We start from the raw sequence: 16,543 nt of genomic DNA, 5'->3' as shown, positions 1-16,543 counted from the left end.
AGCACTAACCCACCACCAGGTTCTGCGGATTGCCCGCCGCCCAGCGGTTGATGTTTTCCAGCGTGGTCTCGGCAATGGCCGCCAGTGCCTCACGGGTGAGAAAGGCCTGGTGGGCCGTGATGATCACGTTGGGGAACGTCAGCAGCCGCGCCAGTACGTCATCCTGCAGGGGCTGGTCGGAGCGGTCCTCGAAAAACAGCTGGGCTTCTTCTTCATACACGTCCAGGCCCAGGTAGCCGAGCTGGCCGCTTTTCAGCGCGTCGATCAGCGCTGGGGTGTCCACCAGTGCGCCGCGCCCGGTATTGATGAGCATGGTGCCGTGCTGCAACTGCGCCAGGCTCTGGGCGTTGATCAGGTGGTGGGTGCCTTCGGTCAACGGGCAGTGCAGGCTGATGATGTGGGCCTCGTGCAGCAGCTCGGGCAACGGTAGATAGCGAGCGCCCAAGGCCAGTAGGTCAGGGTTGGGGTAGGGGTCGTAGGCCAGCAACTGGCAGCCGAAACCGGCCATGATACGAGCAAAGGCGGCGCCGATCTGCCCGGTGCCAACCACGCCGACGGTTTTACCGTGCAGGTCGAAACCGGTCAGGCCATGCAGGGTAAAGTCTCCCTCACGGGTGCGGTTATACGCGCGGTGCAGCCGGCGGTTCAGCGCCAGTACCAGCGCTACCGCATGTTCGGCCACGGCGTGGGGCGAGTAGGCCGGCACACGTACCACGGCCAGGCCCAGGCGCCGGGCGGCGGCCAGGTCGACATGGTTGTAGCCGGCAGAGCGCAGGGCGATCAGGCGCGTGCCACCGCTTGCCAGGCGTTCGAGCACCGGCGCATCCAGCTCGTCATTGATGAATGCGCAAACCACCTCATACCCTTGTGCCAGGGTAGACGTGTCGAGGGTGAGGCGGGCGGGCTGGAAGTGCAGGTCAGCACCGTAATGATGGGCGGCCCGCGAAAAACTCTCCTGATCGTAATGCTGGCAACTGAACAGCAGTGCACGCATGTCTGGCTCCTTGTGTGTTCGTGGCCAACGGCGTGGCATGCTGCCCGTCGGCAATTAACCTCAGCCGGTCGATCGGGCTTGTGCAGCCAGGCGAGCGATTGCGCTGTCCAGTTCATCCAGGGCTTGGGTTGCCTGTGTACTGTCCTGCTTCAGCAAGGTTTCGCTGCGCTGGCAGGCCGCCCGTAGCTGCGGCACGCCGCAATAACGTGAGGCGCCGTTCAAACGGTGCACCTGTTCGATCAGCGCCGTGCGGTCCTGGGTATCACGGGCAGCGCGTATGGCCCTGCGATCATCATCGAGCGCGGCCAGCAGCATGCTCAGCATGTCTGCTGCTAGGTCTGCCTTGCCGGCCGCCAGGCGCAGGCCTTCTTCGTGGTCCAGCACCTTCAGTTCGTCGGCGTTGGGTGGCAGCTCGGCCTGGGCCTGCTGGGGCGAACCCAGGCTAAGCCCGGTCCACTTCATCACCACTTGGGCCAGTTGCCGCTCGCTGATCGGCTTGGTCAGGTAGTCGTCCATGCCGGCGTGCAGCAGGGCGCGTTTTTCGTTGGCCATGGCGTGGGCGGTAAGGGCGACGATTGGCAGTGGGTTGCCACTCTGGGTGTTTTCCCACAGGCGAATCTGTTCGGTGCAGGCCCGGCCATCCATGCCGGGCATCTGCACGTCCATCAGCACCAGGTCGAAGGGTTGGTCCTGTACGGCCTGAACGGCAGCGTAGCCATTGTCCACCGCCACCACCCTGGCACCCAGGTCCTCGAGCAGGGTCTGCACCAGCAGCAGGTTGGCGGCGTTGTCATCCACGCAGAGAATCTTTGGCTGGTGCTGGCCGTGAAGTGGGCTGGTTTCATTTTGCGGCCGGCGCGGTTGCACCATCTCCAGCAGCAAGCGGCGCAGTTTGCGGGTGCAGGAGGGTTTGGACAGCAGTTGGCCGTGCCCGTTGGACAGGTAAGGGTGGTACAGCGCTTGCTCGGTGGTGGGGCACAGCACCACGCACTGGCAGTGGTGGCGTTCGAGTTGCTGGTAGTACTCGCCCAGTTGCTCGGGCGAAAGGGTGCCCAGGTTGGCGCCCATCACCGCGAAGTCGAACGGCCGCCCCGCCTGGCTCGCGGCCTGCACTGCCTGCACCAGCTGATCGTACGACGCGAACTGGCTGACGCTCAGCCCGCAGTCCTGCAACTGGTGGTCCAGTGCCTGGCGCGCCAGTTCATGGCCATCGACGATGGCGGCCCGGCGGCCGAGCAGGGGTTGCAATGGCAGCGCTTCGACATCGTCGTGGGCCTTGGGCAGGTTCAGGCTTATCCAGAACTGCGAGCCTTCCCCGGGCGTGCTGTCAACGCCAATTTCGCCGCCCATCTGCTCGATCAGGCGTTTGGAAATCACCAGGCCCAGGCCGGTACCGCCGGGTTGCCGAGCCAGTGAGTTGTCGGCCTGGCTGAAGGCCTGGAACAGGGTGCGCACATCCTGGGGCGACAACCCTATGCCGGTGTCCTGCACGCTGATGCGCAATTGCGCGCTGTCTTCGTGTTCGTCTTCGAGCATGGCGCGGACCACGATCGTGCCTTCGCGGGTGAACTTGATGGCATTGCTGACCAGGTTGGTGAGGATCTGCTTGAGCCGCAGCGGGTCACCGATCAGTGACGATGGCGTGTCCCGGTAGATCAGGCACAGCAGCTCCAGCTGCTTGGCGTGGGCGGCCGGGGCCAGGATGGTCAGCGTGTCCTGGATCAGGTCGCGCAGGTTGAACGGAATGCTGTCGAGCACCAGCTTGCCGGCCTCGATCTTCGAGAAGTCGAGAATCTCGTTGATGATGCCCAGCAGGTTGTCGGCAGATTTTTCGATGGTGTTCAGGTAGTCCACTTGGCGCGGCATCAGCTCGCTTTTCTGCAGCAGATGGGTGAAGCCCAGGATGCCATTGAGCGGGGTACGGATTTCGTGGCTCATGTTGGCCAGGAACTCCGACTTGATCCGGCTGGCCTCCAGGGCCTCCTTGCGCGCCATGTCCAGTTCGATGTTCTGGATCTCGATGGTTTCAAGGTTCTGGCGTACGTCCTCGGTGGCCTGGTCGATGCTGTGCTGCAGCTCTTCATGGGCATTGTGCAGGGTTTCGGCCATGCGGTTGATGCCCCGGGCGAGTTCATCCAGTTCATGGCTGCCCATGGCCGGAAGGCGTTCTTCCAGGTGCCCGTCCTTGAGCTGGTTGACCGCATGCTTGATGCGTTCGATAGGGTGGTTGATGGCACGGCTCATGCGCAGTGCCAACAGCCCGCTGAGTACCAGGCAGGCGAGGATCAGCAGCAGGGTGGTGAACAGGTTGCGGTAGCCCCGTAGCAGCGTGCCGTCGTGGGACAGTTCGATCTCTACCCAGCCCAGCAAGCGTTCGGCTTCGGCCGGCACCGCTTCAGTGGCCAGGTCACGATGGTGGCCGAAGACCGGCATCAGGTAACGGGTGGCGTCGTTGCCAGTGCGTTGCAGCAGCTGCGTGCCGCTGCCCCCGCTGGGGGGCTGGTTGAGCATGCTGGGGCCGGCATGGGCCAGCCGTGTGCGGTCCGGGGCGAGGAAGGCGACGGCACGCACGTCGGGCTGCTCCAGGGTCTGGGCAGCGATGCGTTCAAGTTGCGCGGGCGCCGGCCGCGCCATGGCGGGTGCAGCCAAAGGCGCCAGTTGCTCGGCGAGCATCTTGCCGCGTTGCAGCAACTGCGTACGCAGGTCGCTTTGTTGCAGCCAGGTAAAGTAGCTGCCCAGTACCAGCGCCATCAGGCCGGCCGGCAGCAAGGCCAGCAGAAGCACCCGGCTGCGAATCCCCAAACGATCGAGCACACCGCCTCCTGTCATGTGCCTGGACACCGTCGTGTGTGACGGCCAAGGGGCGACGTTACTCCGCCTGCCAGGCTAATGCACCTGTTTAGTCGGTGTTTTTGCCTTCTGTGGCCAAGCTGCACGGGATGCAGTTGCCTGTCGCCTACGGGATGCTGAATAATCTGGCAATTGAGAATAAATGGCAGTTGCCAATGAATCTTGTAGCGACGCCCAGCCCCGCCATCCTCGCCATTGAAGACGACCCCGTACTAGGCGCCTACCTCCACGAGCAATTGCAGCGCGGCGGCTTTCAGGTCACTTGGTGCCGCAATGGCCTGGAGGGCCTGGAAACGGCCAGCCGCCGGGTCTTCGATGTCGTGCTGCTCGACATCCTGCTGCCCGGGCTCAATGGGCTGGAAGCCCTGACCCAGCTGCGCAGGCAGGGCGCCACCCCGGTCATCCTGATGTCGGCGCTGGGCGCCGAGGCTGACCGCATCGTCGGTTTCAAGCGTGGCGCGGACGACTACCTGCCCAAGCCGTTCAGCATGGACGAATTGCAGGTGCGTATCGAAGCAATCCTGCGCCGCGTGCGCCTTGAGCGCCACTACCGGCCGCCGCTCCAGCATGCGGATCGGGGCGAACTGGAGTTCGACGAGGCGCACCTGGACGTGCGCCTGGCCGGCTGCGCGGCGGGCCTGACACCCAGCGAATACCGGCTGCTGGAAATGCTGACCCGTAATCCCGACGAGGTGCTGAGCAAACCCTTCCTGTACCAGCAGGTGCTGCAGCGGGGCTATTCGCAGCATGATCGTAGCCTCGACATGCACGTCAGCCAGCTGCGCCGCAAGCTCAAGGGCATCGGCTACGAAGGGCGGCAGATCCGTACCGTCTGGGGCAAAGGCTACGTGCTCAGCGCCCTTGAGGTGCAATAGGCCGTGCTCGACCGGCACTCGCTGTTCTGGAAGCTTGCCATTCTGCTGGTGGGGTTCTGCCTGCTGATGATCGGGCTCAGCTTCACCTGGGGCCGGCATATGGAAACCCGCAACGCCTACCTCGACGAGGCTGCGCGTGCAGCGTTGCGCGCCTATGCGGCCGAGGCTGAGCACGCCTGGCGCAGCGGTGGGCGTGAGGGCCTGGACCGTTGGGTTGCGCAGATGCACCGGCGTGAGCACGGCTGGGTGGGTGTGCTGGACGCCAACCTGCGGCCGCTGGACAGCGCCACGCTCGATGCACAAGCCCTGCAGCGCCTGACCCGCCTGCGGGGGGTTGACTGGCCCATGAGCAGGCGCAGCGTCGACCAGCCGTGGATGCGTGTTCCGTTCCCGGGCGCCGCAGAGCAGGCCATGCTGGTCATCGAGCTGCCACAGCGCTTCAACCCGGGCCAGTACCTGCTGCTGTGGCGCATCCTCACCAACGGTATCATCCCCGGGCTGTTCACCCTGCTGCTGTGCGTGGGCCTCTACCGCATGCTGATCGTGCCACTGAACCAACTGCGCGAGCAGGCCAATGCCTGGCGTGCCGACCAGCTGTCGGCCCGCCTGGCACCACGCCTACTGGCCCGTCACGACGAACTGGGCGAACTGGCGCGGGCATTCGACCAGATGGCTGAACGCTTGCAAGGCACCGTGGCTATCCAGCAGCAGTTGCTGCGTGACCTGTCCCACGAGATGCGCACGCCCCTGAGCCGCTTGCGCGTGGCCTGCGACAGCGAGCCCGAGCTACAGGGGTTGCGCGAGCGCCTGAGGCGAGAGGTGGACTGCATGCAGCAGCTGGTCGAAGGCACCTTGCAGTTGGCCTGGCAGGACGCCGAGCGTGCGCCGATGAACCTGGAGCCCATCGAGGTGCAGGCGCTGTGGGACCTTCTGGCCGAGAACGCCTGCTATGAGTGCGGCTGGTCACCCACCCGCCTGCACTGTGAGGTGCCCGCGGGCTGCTGGGTGCAGGGCAACCTCAATTACCTGGCCCAGGCGCTGGAGAACCTGCTGCGCAACGCCATTCGTCACTCGCCCCCCGAGGGTATAGTGCGTCTGGGTGGGCGCAGGGAGGCGGGGTTCTGGTGGCTGTGGCTTGAGGATGAAGGGGGCGGAGTGGCCGAACAAGACCTGGAGCGCATCTTCGCGCCGTTCTCCCGGCTGGACGGCTCACGGCCCGGGGACGGCGGCTTTGGCCTGGGCCTGAGCATCGCCCGCAGTGCCATTCAGCGCCAGGGCGGCACCCTGTGGGCGCGCAATGGGCCGCGTGGGTTGCGCCTGTGGCTGCGCTTGCCAGCCCATGTGCCAGGCTGAAATCAATGGCTGGGCATTTGATATAGCGTGTAGCTATATGCACCACAGATTGCGTGATATGGCGCGCAAGGGTTTGCCGGTATGATAGGCGCCCCTGCCGCCTGGATTGTGAAGCACACCATGACCTTGCAGTACCCAACCATCGCCGATTGCGTCGGCAATACGCCTCTGGTTCGCCTGCAGCGCCTGGCTGGCCAAACCAGCAATACCCTCCTGCTCAAGCTTGAAGGTAACAATCCTGCCGGCTCGGTGAAAGATCGCCCGGCGCTGTCGATGATCGCCCGGGCCGAACTGCGCGGCCAGATCAAGCCCGGCGACACCTTGATCGAAGCCACCTCCGGCAATACCGGTATCGCCCTGGCGATGGCGGCAGCGATCAAGGGTTACAAGATGATCCTGATCATGCCCGACAACTCCACCGCCGAGCGCAAAGCCGCCATGACCGCCTACGGCGCCGAGCTGATTCTGGTGACCAAGGAAGAAGGCATGGAGGGCGCCCGGGACCTGGCCGAAAAGCTTCAGGCCGAAGGCCGTGGCCTGGTGCTGGACCAGTTCGCCAACGGCGACAACCCGATCGCCCACTACAACAGCACGGGCCCCGAAATCTGGCAGCAGACCCAGGGCACCATTACCCATTTCATCAGCTCCATGGGCACCACTGGTACCATCATGGGCTGCTCGCAGTACCTCAAGGAGCAGAACCCGGCGGTGCAGATCGTCGGCCTGCAACCGATGGAGGGCTCTGCCATCCCTGGCATCCGCCGCTGGCCAGAAGAGTACCTGCCGAAAATCTTCGATGCCGCCCGTGTTGATCGCGTCGTCGACATGTCCCAGCAGGAAGCCGAAGAGACCATGCGCCGGCTTGCCCGCGAAGAGGGCATTTTCTGCGGCGTGTCCTCCGGTGGTGCGGTGGCCGCCATGCTGCGTCTGTCCCGCGAGGTGGAAAATGCCACCTTGGTCGCGATCATCTGCGACCGTGGCGACCGCTACCTGTCCACTGGCTTGTTCGATCACAGCTAAATGTCCAAGAAAAAGAGCAACAGCGGCCTGCGCTTCCAGCCAGCCGGCGGTAACCGCAGCCCCCAGGTACCTGTGGGCAAGAAGCAGCAATTGACCGTGGAGCGCCTGGCCGGCGACGGCCGAGGCATTGCCTTTCATGACGGGCGTACCTGGTTCGTCAGTGGCGCCCTGGCAGGTGAGGTGGTCGAGGCGCGGGTGCTCAGTGCTCGCGGCAAGGTGGTGGACGCGCGCTTGGAGCGGCTGCTGCAAGCCAGCCCCGAGCGCCGCGAGGCCCCGTGCCGGCACTATGCCCGCTGTGGCGGGTGCAACCTTCAGCACCTGCCCCATGCGGCGCAGCTTGCGTTGAAACAGCGCACCCTGGCCGAACAGTTGCAGCGGGTGGCTGGCGTGCAGCCCGAGCAGTGGGCGCCGCCGCTGAGCGGGCCGGAGTTCGGCTACCGGCGCCGTGCGCGGGTGGCCGTGCGCTGGGACGCCAAGGCGCGGCACCTGGAGGTGGGGTTGCGCGCCGAAGCCAGCCAGGACATCGTCGCCCTCAACGATTGCATGGTGCTGGTACAGCCCTTGCAATCGATTCTGCGGCATCTGCCAACCGTGCTGCGCTCGCTGGACAAGCCGCAGGCCCTGGGGCATGTGGAATTGTTCAGCGGGACTGCCGAAGCGGTGCTGGTACGCCATGTGGCGCCGTTGCCCGCCGAAGACCTGGCCCGGTTGCAGGCCTTCTGCGAGCAGGCCGGCGCCCAGTTGTGGCTGCAGGGGGAGGATGAGCCTGCCCCGCTGGTGCAGGGTGCATCCTTGGGCTTTGCCTTGGCGCCCTGGCAATTGGAGCTCGCCTGGCGACCAGGGGACTTCGTGCAGGTCAACGCTCAGGTCAACACGGCGATGATCGAACAGGCCCTGGCCTGGCTGGCACCGCAGGCTGACGAACGGGTGCTGGACCTGTTCTGCGGGTTGGGCAATTTCGCCCTGCCACTGGCCCGCCAGGCGCGTGAGGTGGTAGCAGTTGAAGGCGTGCAGGCCATGGTCGACCGGGCCGCCGCCAACGCCCGAAGCAACAATGTGCATAACGCACGGTTTTTTCAGGCCGATTTATCGCAGCCTTTGGCCGGCTCCGGATGGGCCGCCGAAGGCTTTTCTGCGGTACTCTTGGACCCACCGCGTGACGGTGCATTCGAGGTGGTGCAAGGCATCGCCCGCCTCAAGGCCAAACGGCTGGTCTATGTATCGTGCAACCCGGCAACGTTGGCGCGAGACGCGCAGGTGCTGGTTGGGCAGGGGTACCGGTTAAAAAGGGCCGGGATTCTCGACATGTTTCCTCAGACGGCACATGTCGAGGCCATGGCGTTATTCGAAGCGGGCTAGCATGCTGCTGGCCCCTTGGTACGGCTTTCAAGGATTGGCAGCCGTGCGGTGATTGCCAGCGCATCCGTGGGGTGCGCTGTATGGAAAGGTAGAACAAAGATGGTACAGGTGAGAGTGCACCAGCCGGTCAACACCGACGGCAGTATCAATCTCGAAGGCTGGTTGGACCACGTGGTAAGCGTCGATTCGGCACTGGACCGCGCTGCGCTGAAAGACGCCTGCGAGTTTGCCCTGGACGTCGAGAAGAAGGGCAACCCTGCCAAGCATTCCTGGGCAGACGGTACCTCCAGCTTTCAGGCCGGGCTTGAAATCGCCGAGATCCTCGCGGACCTCAAGCTCGACCAGGACTCCCTGGTGGCAGCGGTCATCTACCGGTCGGTACGCGAAGGCAAGGTGACCTTGGCCGAGGTCAGCCAGCGCTTCGGCCCGGTGGTTTCCAAGCTGATCGACGGCGTGCTGCGCATGGCTGCCATCAGCGCCAGCCTCAGCCCCCGGCAGTCGCTGGTGCTGGGCTCCCAGGCGCAGGTCGAGAACCTGCGCAAGATGCTCGTGGCCATGGTCGACGATGTGCGCGTGGCGCTGATCAAGCTGGCCGAGCGCACCTGCGCGATACGTGCAGTCAAGGGCGCCGACGACGAGAAGCGCCTGCGGGTTGCCCGCGAGGTGTTCGACATCTATGCCCCCCTGGCACACCGCCTGGGCATCGGCCACATCAAGTGGGAACTCGAGGACCTGTCCTTCCGTTATCTCGAGCCCGATCAATACAAGCAGATCGCCAAGCTGCTGCACGAGCGTCGGCTGGACCGCGAGCGCTTCATCAGTGATGTGATGAACCAGTTGCAGAACGAGCTGCTGGCCACGGGCGTGAACGCCGATATCAGCGGCCGGGCGAAACACATCTATTCCATCTGGCGCAAAATGCAGCGCAAGGGCCTCGAGTTCAGCCAGATCTACGACGTGCGTGCCGTACGTGTACTGGTGCCGGAGGTTCGTGACTGCTACACCGCGCTGGGTATCGTGCATACGTTGTGGCGGCACATCCCCAAGGAGTTCGACGACTACATCGCCAACCCCAAGGAAAACGGCTACCGCTCGCTGCATACGGCAGTAATCGGCCCAGAGGGCAAGGTCCTCGAGGTCCAGATCCGCACCCACGGTATGCACGAAGAGGCTGAGCTGGGGGTGTGCGCCCACTGGCGTTACAAGGGCACCGACGTAAAGTCTGGCTCCAACCATTACGAAGAAAAGATTTCCTGGTTGCGCCAGGTGCTGGAGTGGCACGAAGAGCTGGGCGATATCGGCGGCCTGGCCGAACAGCTGCGGGTGGATATCGAGCCGGACCGGGTCTACGTGTTCACCCCGGACGGCCACGCCATCGACCTGCCCAAAGGCGCCACGCCGCTGGACTTCGCCTACCGGGTGCACACCGAGATCGGCCACAACTGCCGGGGTGCCAAGATCAACGGGCGCATCGTGCCGCTCAACTACAGCCTGCAGACCGGCGAGCAAGTCGAGATCATCACCAGCAAGCACGGTAACCCGAGCCGCGACTGGCTGAACTCGAACCTGGGCTACGTGACCACTTCTCGGGCGCGGGCAAAGATCGTGCACTGGTTCAAGCTGCAGGCACGTGACCAGAACGTCGCCGCCGGCAAGACCCTGCTCGAGCGTGAGCTAAGCCGGTTGGGCCTGCCTCAGGTAGACTTCGAGCGCCTGGCCGACAAGACCAACGTCAAGACGGCAGAAGACATGTTCGCGGCACTGGGCGCCGGCGACCTGCGCCTGGCGCACCTGGTCAATGCTGCCCAGCAACTGCTCGAGCCCGAGCGCATCGAGCAGATCGAACTGGTCCCGCGCAAACCCAGCGGGCCGCGCGGTGGCAAGCGTGGCGATATCCAGATCCAAGGCGTCGGCAACCTGCTGACGCAAATGGCAGGCTGCTGCCAGCCGCTGCCGGGCGATGCCATCGTTGGCTACATCACCCAGGGCCGTGGCGTGAGCATCCACCGCCAGGACTGTGCATCGGTGCTGCAACTGGCGGGCAAGGAGCCCGAGCGCATGATCCAGGTGAGCTGGGGGCCGATCCCGGTGCAAACCTACCCGGTGGACATCGTCATCCGCGCCTATGACCGCCCGGGCCTGCTGCGCGATGTTTCGCAGGTGCTGCTGAACGAGAAAATCAACGTGCTGGCGGTGAACACTCGCTCGAACAAGGAAGACAACACCGCGCTGATGTCTCTGACCATCGAGATTCCAGGCCTGGACGCGCTGGGGCGCCTGCTGGGGCGGATCTCGCAGTTGCCGAACATCATCGAGACGCGGCGTAATCGTACCCCTTGAGACCGCGGCGCCTGCTTCGCGGGTAAACCCGCTCCCACAGGTAACGTACAGATTTCAAAACCTGTATCCATCCTGTGGGAGCGGGTTTACCCGCGAAGAAGTCACCGCCGAAGGACCTGCCTACATGACCTACACCCTCGAAGACCTGCTGCACCTCATGGCCCGCCTGCGCGACCCGCAGTATGGTTGCCCATGGGACCTCAAGCAGAACTACGCGACTATCGTCCCCCATACCCTCGAAGAGGCCTACGAGGTCGCCGACACCATCGAGCGCGGTGATTTCGAGCACCTGCAAGGTGAGCTGGGCGACTTGCTGTTCCAGGTGGTCTACTACAGCCAGCTGGCCCGGGAGGAGGGGCGTTTCGAGTTCGATGGCGTGGTTGACAGCATCACCCGCAAGCTGATTCGTCGCCACCCGCATGTATTCCCTACCGGCGAGCTTTATGCGCCGCTGGATACCCCCAGCCTGAGCGAGGCCCAGGTCAAGTCCCGTTGGGAGGAGATAAAGGCCGAGGAGCGGGCCGAGAAAAGCACGCCCGAGCAACTGTCGCTGCTCGATGACGTGCCGTCAGCCTTGCCGGCCCTGTCCCGGGCTGCCAAGCTGCAAAAGCGCGCCGCCACGGTCGGCTTCGACTGGCCGGCAGCGTTGCCGGTGCTGGACAAGGTGCGTGAAGAACTGGATGAAGTGTTGCAGGCCATGGCCGACGGTGACGCCGATGCGCTGGAGGACGAGGTGGGCGATTTGTTGTTCGCTGCCGTCAACCTAGCGCGGCACCTCAAGCAAGACCCGGAAAACGCCCTGCGCCGCGCCAACCGCAAGTTCGAGCGACGTTTCCGTTTTATCGAGCAGGCATTGCGCGACAGTGGCACCCCTATTGAAGAATGTAACCTTGACGCGCTTGACGCCCTTTGGGGTGAAGCCAAGCGTCAGGAAAAGAACCTGCCCAGCTGCAGCTGAGCTGTTGCATAAGTGAGTGAACATTCATGAGCCTTTCCCTTCGCGACCAATTGCTCAAAGCCGGTCTGGTCAACCAGAAACAGGTCTCCCAGGCCAACAAGGCTGAGAAAAAACAAAAACGCCTGGAACACAAAGGCCAGGTAGAGGTGGACGACACCCAGCAGCGCCAAGCCAGGGAAGCGATGGCCGAAAAGGCCAAGCGTGACCAGGAGCTGAACCGCCAGCAGCAGGAAAAGGCCGAGCAGAAAGCCCGTGCCGCGCAGATCAAGCAGTTGATCGAAGCCACCCGCCTGCCGAAGCTCACCACCGAGGACTACTACAACTTCGTCGATGACAAGAAGGTCAAGCGCATTGCGGTCAATGCGCTGATGCGCAGCAAGCTGAGCAATGGTGCGCTGGCGGTTGTGTCCCATGGGGGCGGCTACGAAGTGATTCCGCGTGAAGCGGCGCTGAAGATCCAGGAACGCGACCCGCACCGGGTGTTGCTGCTCAACACCCATGTGGAGGAAGCCGACGATGATGACCCGTATGCGGCCTACAAGATCCCGGATGACCTGATGTGGTAACAGCAAAAACCCCGCCTTGGCGGGGTTTTTCGTTCAAGAGGGGTCATTGCGTGGTGCGCTGCTTTTCCTGGTCTTCCAGCTCGACGCGGTACTGCTGCGCTTCGTGTTCGTTATGGAACATCCCAACCAGTTGACCTTGCTGGTGCACGTCCCAGATCCGCACGCCAGCGGCCAGGCCTTCATGGGACATTTTCGATTCGTCGCGTTCGGTTACTTGGACTGTCATCGGTAAACTCCACATTTTCAGTTGGCTGCGACAGTGTGTCGCACACCCCCTTTATAGAGTTTGTTAGCAGGCTAAGTAAATAAAATCGCCATGAAACAAGTTTCATGAAGCCTGCTGGTGGCGCCTCGGCGCCCGCCCCACCATCGTCCATAAAAAAGCCCCGCTCAGGGCGGGGCTTCCGTTACTCAAGACAAGCACGGCTCAGTTACCCTTAACCGCCTTGCCATCGACCGTACCATCCTGCAGCACGATCACGTATTCCTTGCCGTCAGTTTCGACCTGACGCAGTTGCACCAGCAGATAATCCCAGTTCTTGGCGAACCACAGCTCGGTGATGCGCTTGCTCTGGCTGGGGTCACGCACTCGCTCGACCTTGACGGCATCCACCTGGCCGGTCTTGGTGGTGACCTTTTCGGTGCCCAGTACGCGGAAGTCGTAGGTGTCGATCTCGTCGCCATCGACCACCTGGTAGGTCATGCTCTTCTTGCCAGCGGCCACATCATGCTGCAGCGCCAGCTGATAAGACGACTTGTCGAGTACGCCGCGGTTCAGCGGCAGGGTGATGGCATCGCCACGGTCAGTACCGGTCACCTTCTTGGCGGCCCAGTCGAAGTTCAGGTCAACCTTCTTCGCCTTGCCCAGGCCACCGCGTTCGAAGTGGTACTGCTGGGGCAGCAGGGTATCGTTTTCCTGGCGCAGTGTGCTTTGCTCGGTCAGGCTGGCAATCATCATGGACGCCTTGAAGTTCAGGCTCCACGTGCCATTGGCATTCTTGACCAGGCTACGTTCAGCGGTACCGCTCATGGGCAACTGCTTCCAATCGGCGGTGTAGCTGGCCGAAAACGGCTTCAAGTCTGCTGCCTGGAGGGGCAGGGCAAGCACGGCTAGAGCCAAGAGCAAGGCACGACGCATAAAATCTCCTAGGATCGAATCAAGTGACCGCTGGCCGACAGGGGCTGGCCATCCAGTAATGCACCTTGTTCGCCAAGACGCAAGCGCCCTTCGGCAAACCAGCGCACTGCCAGGGGGTAGACCAGATGTTCCTGACAGTGCACCCGCTGGGCCAGCGTTTCGACGGTGTCATCGGCGGCTACGGGCACAACAGCCTGTACGACCAGTGGCCCCCCATCGAGTTCCTCGGTCACGAAATGCACACTGCAACCGTGTTCCGCATCACCGGCTTCCAGCGCCCGGCGATGGGTGTGCAGGCCTTTGTACTTGGGCAACAGGGACGGATGGATGTTGACCAGACGCCCCTGGTAGTGGCGCACAAAGCTGCCGCTGAGGATACGCATGAAGCCAGCCAGCACCACCAGGTGGGGTTCGAAACCGTCGATGCACGCCATTAGCGCAGCGTCGAAGGCCTCACGGCCTTCGTACTGGGTGTGATCGAGCACGACATGTTCGATGCCCGCCGCGGCGGCGCGCTGCAGGCCAAAGGCATCGGCACGGTTGGAAACCACCCCGCAGATGCGCACTGGGTTACCCGGGGCCTGGCAGCTGTCGATCAGGGCCTGCAGATTGCTGCCGGAACCCGACAGCAGTACCACGACATTGCAGAACGCGTTCGGCATCAGTGTGCCTTGAGGTTTTGCAGCTCGACCTGGGCTGCGCCCTCAGCGGCTTCGGTGATGTGGCCGATGACCCAAGGCTGCTCGCCAGCGGCACGCAGTTCAGCCAGGGCGGTTTCCACCTGGTCTTGCGCCACGCAGATCACCATGCCGACGCCGCAGTTGAGCACGCGGTGCATTTCGTGTTCGTCGACGTTGCCTTTTTCCTGCAGGAAGTCGAACACTGCCGGGCGCTGCCAGCTGGCCACGTCGATCACTGCCTGGGCGTTGGCCGGCAGTACGCGTGGAATGTTGTCCAGCAGGCCGCCGCCGGTGATGTGGGCCATGGCCTTGACTGCACCGGTGTTCTTGATCAGTTGCAGCAGCGGCTTGACGTAGATGCGGGTCGGTGCCATCAGCAGCTCGGTCAGGGGCTTGCCGCCCAGCTGGGTGCTTTCGACGTCAGTGGCCGATACCTCGAGGATCTTGCGGATCAGCGAGTAGCCGTTGGAGTGTGGGCCGGAGGACGGCAGGGCAATCAGGGCATCACCCGTGGCCACCTTGGAGCCGTCGATGATCTCGGCCTTTTCCACCACGCCCACGCAGAAACCGGCCAGGTCGTAGTCTTCGCCTTCGTACATGCCGGGCATTTCGGCGGTTTCACCACCGACCAGCGAGCAGCCGGCCAGCTCACAACCGGCACCGATACCGGTGACCACCGTGGCCGCCACGTCGACGTTCAGTTTGCCGGTTGCGTAGTAGTCGAGGAAGAACAGCGGTTCGGCGCCGCACACCACCAGATCGTTGACGCACATGGCGACCAGGTCCTGGCCGATGCTGTCGTGCTTGTTCAGGTTCAGTGCCAGGCGCAGCTTGGTGCCGACGCCGTCGGTACCAGAGACCAGCACCGGCTGCTTGTAGCCGGCCGGGATCTCGCAGAGGGCGCCGAAGCCGCCCAGGCCACCCATGACTTCAGGGCGTGCGGTGCGTTTTGCCACGCCCTTGATGCGTTCGACCAGTGCTTCGCCGGCGTCGATGTCTACACCGGCGTCCTTGTAGCTCAGGGAGGGTTGCTTGCTCATTGATCCAGGCCTTTAGAGGGAGGGATTCGTAGAAACGACCGTGATGGCCAGGGCTGGCTGCCTGATGGCGGCTGCCTGAACTTCAGTGGTCTGTGAAGGCGCGCGATTTTATCAGGGTTGCCGGGCAGCGGCCATCCTCACGCCGACGGGCAGGGCGGGAAATTGCTAAAAAACGTTTGGGGTGTTGATGCGGTGTCTCGAAAGCTTCAAGCTTCAAGCTTCAAGCTTCAAGCCAGGCCCATACCGCATCCTGCTTGCAGCTTGCAGCTTGCAGCTTGCAGCTTGCCGTCGCCGCTCTGTCCGAGAAGGATACCTCATGCGTTTCTTGAATTTTCTGGTAGCGGGTTGTCTGGGGCTCATGGCAAGCGTTGCCCAGGCTGAGAACGTCGCTGGCCTTTATCAGGTGCGCGAGCAGGTGGCAGGGCAGGGGGCCGAGGCCCGTAACGCGGCGACTGCTCAAGCCTTCGATACCTTGGTACTGCGCCTGACCGGCGACCCGAAGGCTGTGCAGAGCCCGGGGCTTGCCGGGTTGCGCAAGGACCCGCAGCAAATCATCAATCAGGTGGGCAGCGACGCAGGCCCGCCCGAATCGGTGATGGTCGAATTCGACCCTGGCAGTACCGAGCGTGCCCTGCGCAAGGCCGGCCTGGCACTGTGGGGCAGCAACCGCCCGTCCATCCTGGGCTGGTGGCTGAACGACAACGCCGAGGGTAGCAACCTGGTCGGCGATGGCCAGCCCAGCGCCCAGCCCTTGCGCCAGGCAGCCCAGCACCGTGGCCTGCCCTTGCGCCTGCCGCTGGCCGACCTGCAAGAGCAGTTGGTGGCCAACGCCAAACAGATCGACGCCAGCAAACCCGGCCCCCTGCGCGAAGCGTCCGAGCGGTACGGTGCCGACGCCTTGCTGGCCGTTCACGCCCAGGAAGCGGACGGCAAGTGGCAGGGCAAATGGCAGCTGTGGCTGGGGGACCAGCACGAGCAGGGTACTGCCGAGGGCGCGTCCCCTGAGGCATTGGCTGATGCCGTGATGCTGGCGGTGAGTAACCGCCTTGCGCCGCGCTACGTCACCCGCCCCGGTGCCAGCAGCCAGTTGCTGATGCAGGTAGAAGGCATGAACCTGCAACGCTACGCCGAACTGGCCCGCATTCTTGAGCCCTATGGTGCTCACCTGCAATTGGCAGAAGGTACCACCTTCACCTATGCAGTCACGGCCAACCGCGAGCAGTTGCGTGCCCAGCTGGGGCTTGCGCGGCTGCAGGAACTGCCGGCCGACCCCGCGCCTGCGAGCACCCTACCGCCAGCCTCGGCAGGGCAGCCCGCCCCTGACCCAGCAGTGCCCAAATCTTTCGATGGCTTGCGTTTCCGCTGGTAAG

At 63.6% G+C, this 16,543-nt stretch carries 14 protein-coding genes; 8 read left to right on the top strand and 6 right to left on the bottom strand.

Features of this window, described 5'->3' with window-relative positions:
- Positions 1-4 precede the first annotated feature (4 nt).
- The gene (locus tag PPA02S_RS08385; protein WP_028635033.1) at positions 5-994 is read right to left on the bottom strand and encodes a 2-hydroxyacid dehydrogenase; all 990 of its coding nucleotides are present in this window, start codon (positions 992-994) and stop codon (positions 5-7) included.
- 60 nt (positions 995-1,054) lie between these two features.
- Positions 1,055-3,808: a response regulator gene (locus PPA02S_RS08380; RefSeq protein ID WP_028635034.1), complete on the bottom strand. Its 2,754-nt coding sequence runs from the start codon at positions 3,806-3,808 to the stop codon at positions 1,055-1,057.
- Positions 3,809-3,999: 191 nt separating this feature from the next.
- Here PPA02S_RS08380 and PPA02S_RS08375 point away from each other — a divergent pair, with 191 nt between their 5' ends.
- The 7 genes from PPA02S_RS08375 (at position 4,000) to PPA02S_RS08345 (ending at position 12,315) form a co-directional block, all read left to right on the top strand.
- The gene (locus tag PPA02S_RS08375; RefSeq protein WP_028635035.1) at positions 4,000-4,719 is read left to right on the top strand and encodes a response regulator transcription factor; all 720 of its coding nucleotides are present in this window, start codon (positions 4,000-4,002) and stop codon (positions 4,717-4,719) included.
- 3 nt (positions 4,720-4,722) lie between these two features.
- On the top strand, positions 4,723-6,072 hold the full coding sequence (locus tag PPA02S_RS08370) for a sensor histidine kinase (RefSeq protein WP_028635036.1): 1,350 nt from the start codon (positions 4,723-4,725) through the stop codon (positions 6,070-6,072).
- A gap of 120 nt (positions 6,073-6,192) precedes the next feature.
- Complete coding sequence (gene cysM, locus PPA02S_RS08365) at positions 6,193-7,092, top strand: cysteine synthase CysM (protein ID WP_028635037.1); 900 nt, start codon at positions 6,193-6,195, stop codon at positions 7,090-7,092.
- Positions 7,093-8,451, top strand: a complete 1,359-nt coding sequence (rlmD, locus tag PPA02S_RS08360) for a 23S rRNA (uracil(1939)-C(5))-methyltransferase RlmD (protein WP_028635038.1) — start codon at positions 7,093-7,095, stop codon at positions 8,449-8,451. It abuts the gene before it with no gap.
- 99 nt (positions 8,452-8,550) lie between these two features.
- Entirely contained in the window at positions 8,551-10,791 is a 2,241-nt protein-coding gene (gene relA, locus PPA02S_RS08355; protein ID WP_028635039.1) for a GTP diphosphokinase, read from the top strand.
- Between the two features lie 124 nt (positions 10,792-10,915).
- Entirely contained in the window at positions 10,916-11,749 is an 834-nt protein-coding gene (gene mazG / locus PPA02S_RS08350; protein WP_028635040.1) for a nucleoside triphosphate pyrophosphohydrolase, read from the top strand.
- Positions 11,750-11,775: 26 nt separating this feature from the next.
- Positions 11,776-12,315, top strand: a complete 540-nt coding sequence (locus PPA02S_RS08345) for a DUF2058 domain-containing protein (protein WP_028635041.1) — start codon at positions 11,776-11,778, stop codon at positions 12,313-12,315.
- Between the two features lie 43 nt (positions 12,316-12,358).
- Here the strand turns inward: PPA02S_RS08345 and PPA02S_RS08340 are convergent, their stop codons facing one another.
- From PPA02S_RS08340 to purM, 4 genes are all read right to left on the bottom strand, one after another.
- Positions 12,359-12,541, bottom strand: coding sequence for a hypothetical protein (locus PPA02S_RS08340; protein WP_028635042.1), 183 nt, complete (start codon positions 12,539-12,541; stop codon positions 12,359-12,361).
- Positions 12,542-12,742: 201 nt separating this feature from the next.
- The gene (locus PPA02S_RS08335; protein WP_028635043.1) at positions 12,743-13,453 is read right to left on the bottom strand and encodes a DUF3108 domain-containing protein; all 711 of its coding nucleotides are present in this window, start codon (positions 13,451-13,453) and stop codon (positions 12,743-12,745) included.
- Positions 13,454-13,461: 8 nt separating this feature from the next.
- Complete coding sequence (purN, locus tag PPA02S_RS08330) at positions 13,462-14,115, bottom strand: phosphoribosylglycinamide formyltransferase (RefSeq protein ID WP_028635044.1); 654 nt, start codon at positions 14,113-14,115, stop codon at positions 13,462-13,464.
- Entirely contained in the window at positions 14,115-15,173 is a 1,059-nt protein-coding gene (gene purM, locus PPA02S_RS08325) for a phosphoribosylformylglycinamidine cyclo-ligase (protein WP_028635045.1), read from the bottom strand. Before purM ends, purN begins: the two co-directional genes overlap by 1 nt.
- 316 nt (positions 15,174-15,489) lie before the next feature.
- Here purM and PPA02S_RS08320 point away from each other — a divergent pair, with 316 nt between their 5' ends.
- Complete coding sequence (locus PPA02S_RS08320; protein ID WP_028635046.1) at positions 15,490-16,542, top strand: DUF2066 domain-containing protein; 1,053 nt, start codon at positions 15,490-15,492, stop codon at positions 16,540-16,542.
- The last annotated feature ends 1 nt before the right edge of the window (position 16,543 follow it).

It is taken from the genome of Pseudomonas parafulva NBRC 16636 = DSM 17004 (assembly GCF_000730645.1).
Taxonomy (GTDB): Bacteria; Pseudomonadota; Gammaproteobacteria; order Pseudomonadales; family Pseudomonadaceae; genus Aquipseudomonas; species Aquipseudomonas parafulva.
Note: the sequence above shows the minus strand (reverse complement) of the source record. Positions and strands in the feature narration are given on the sequence as shown.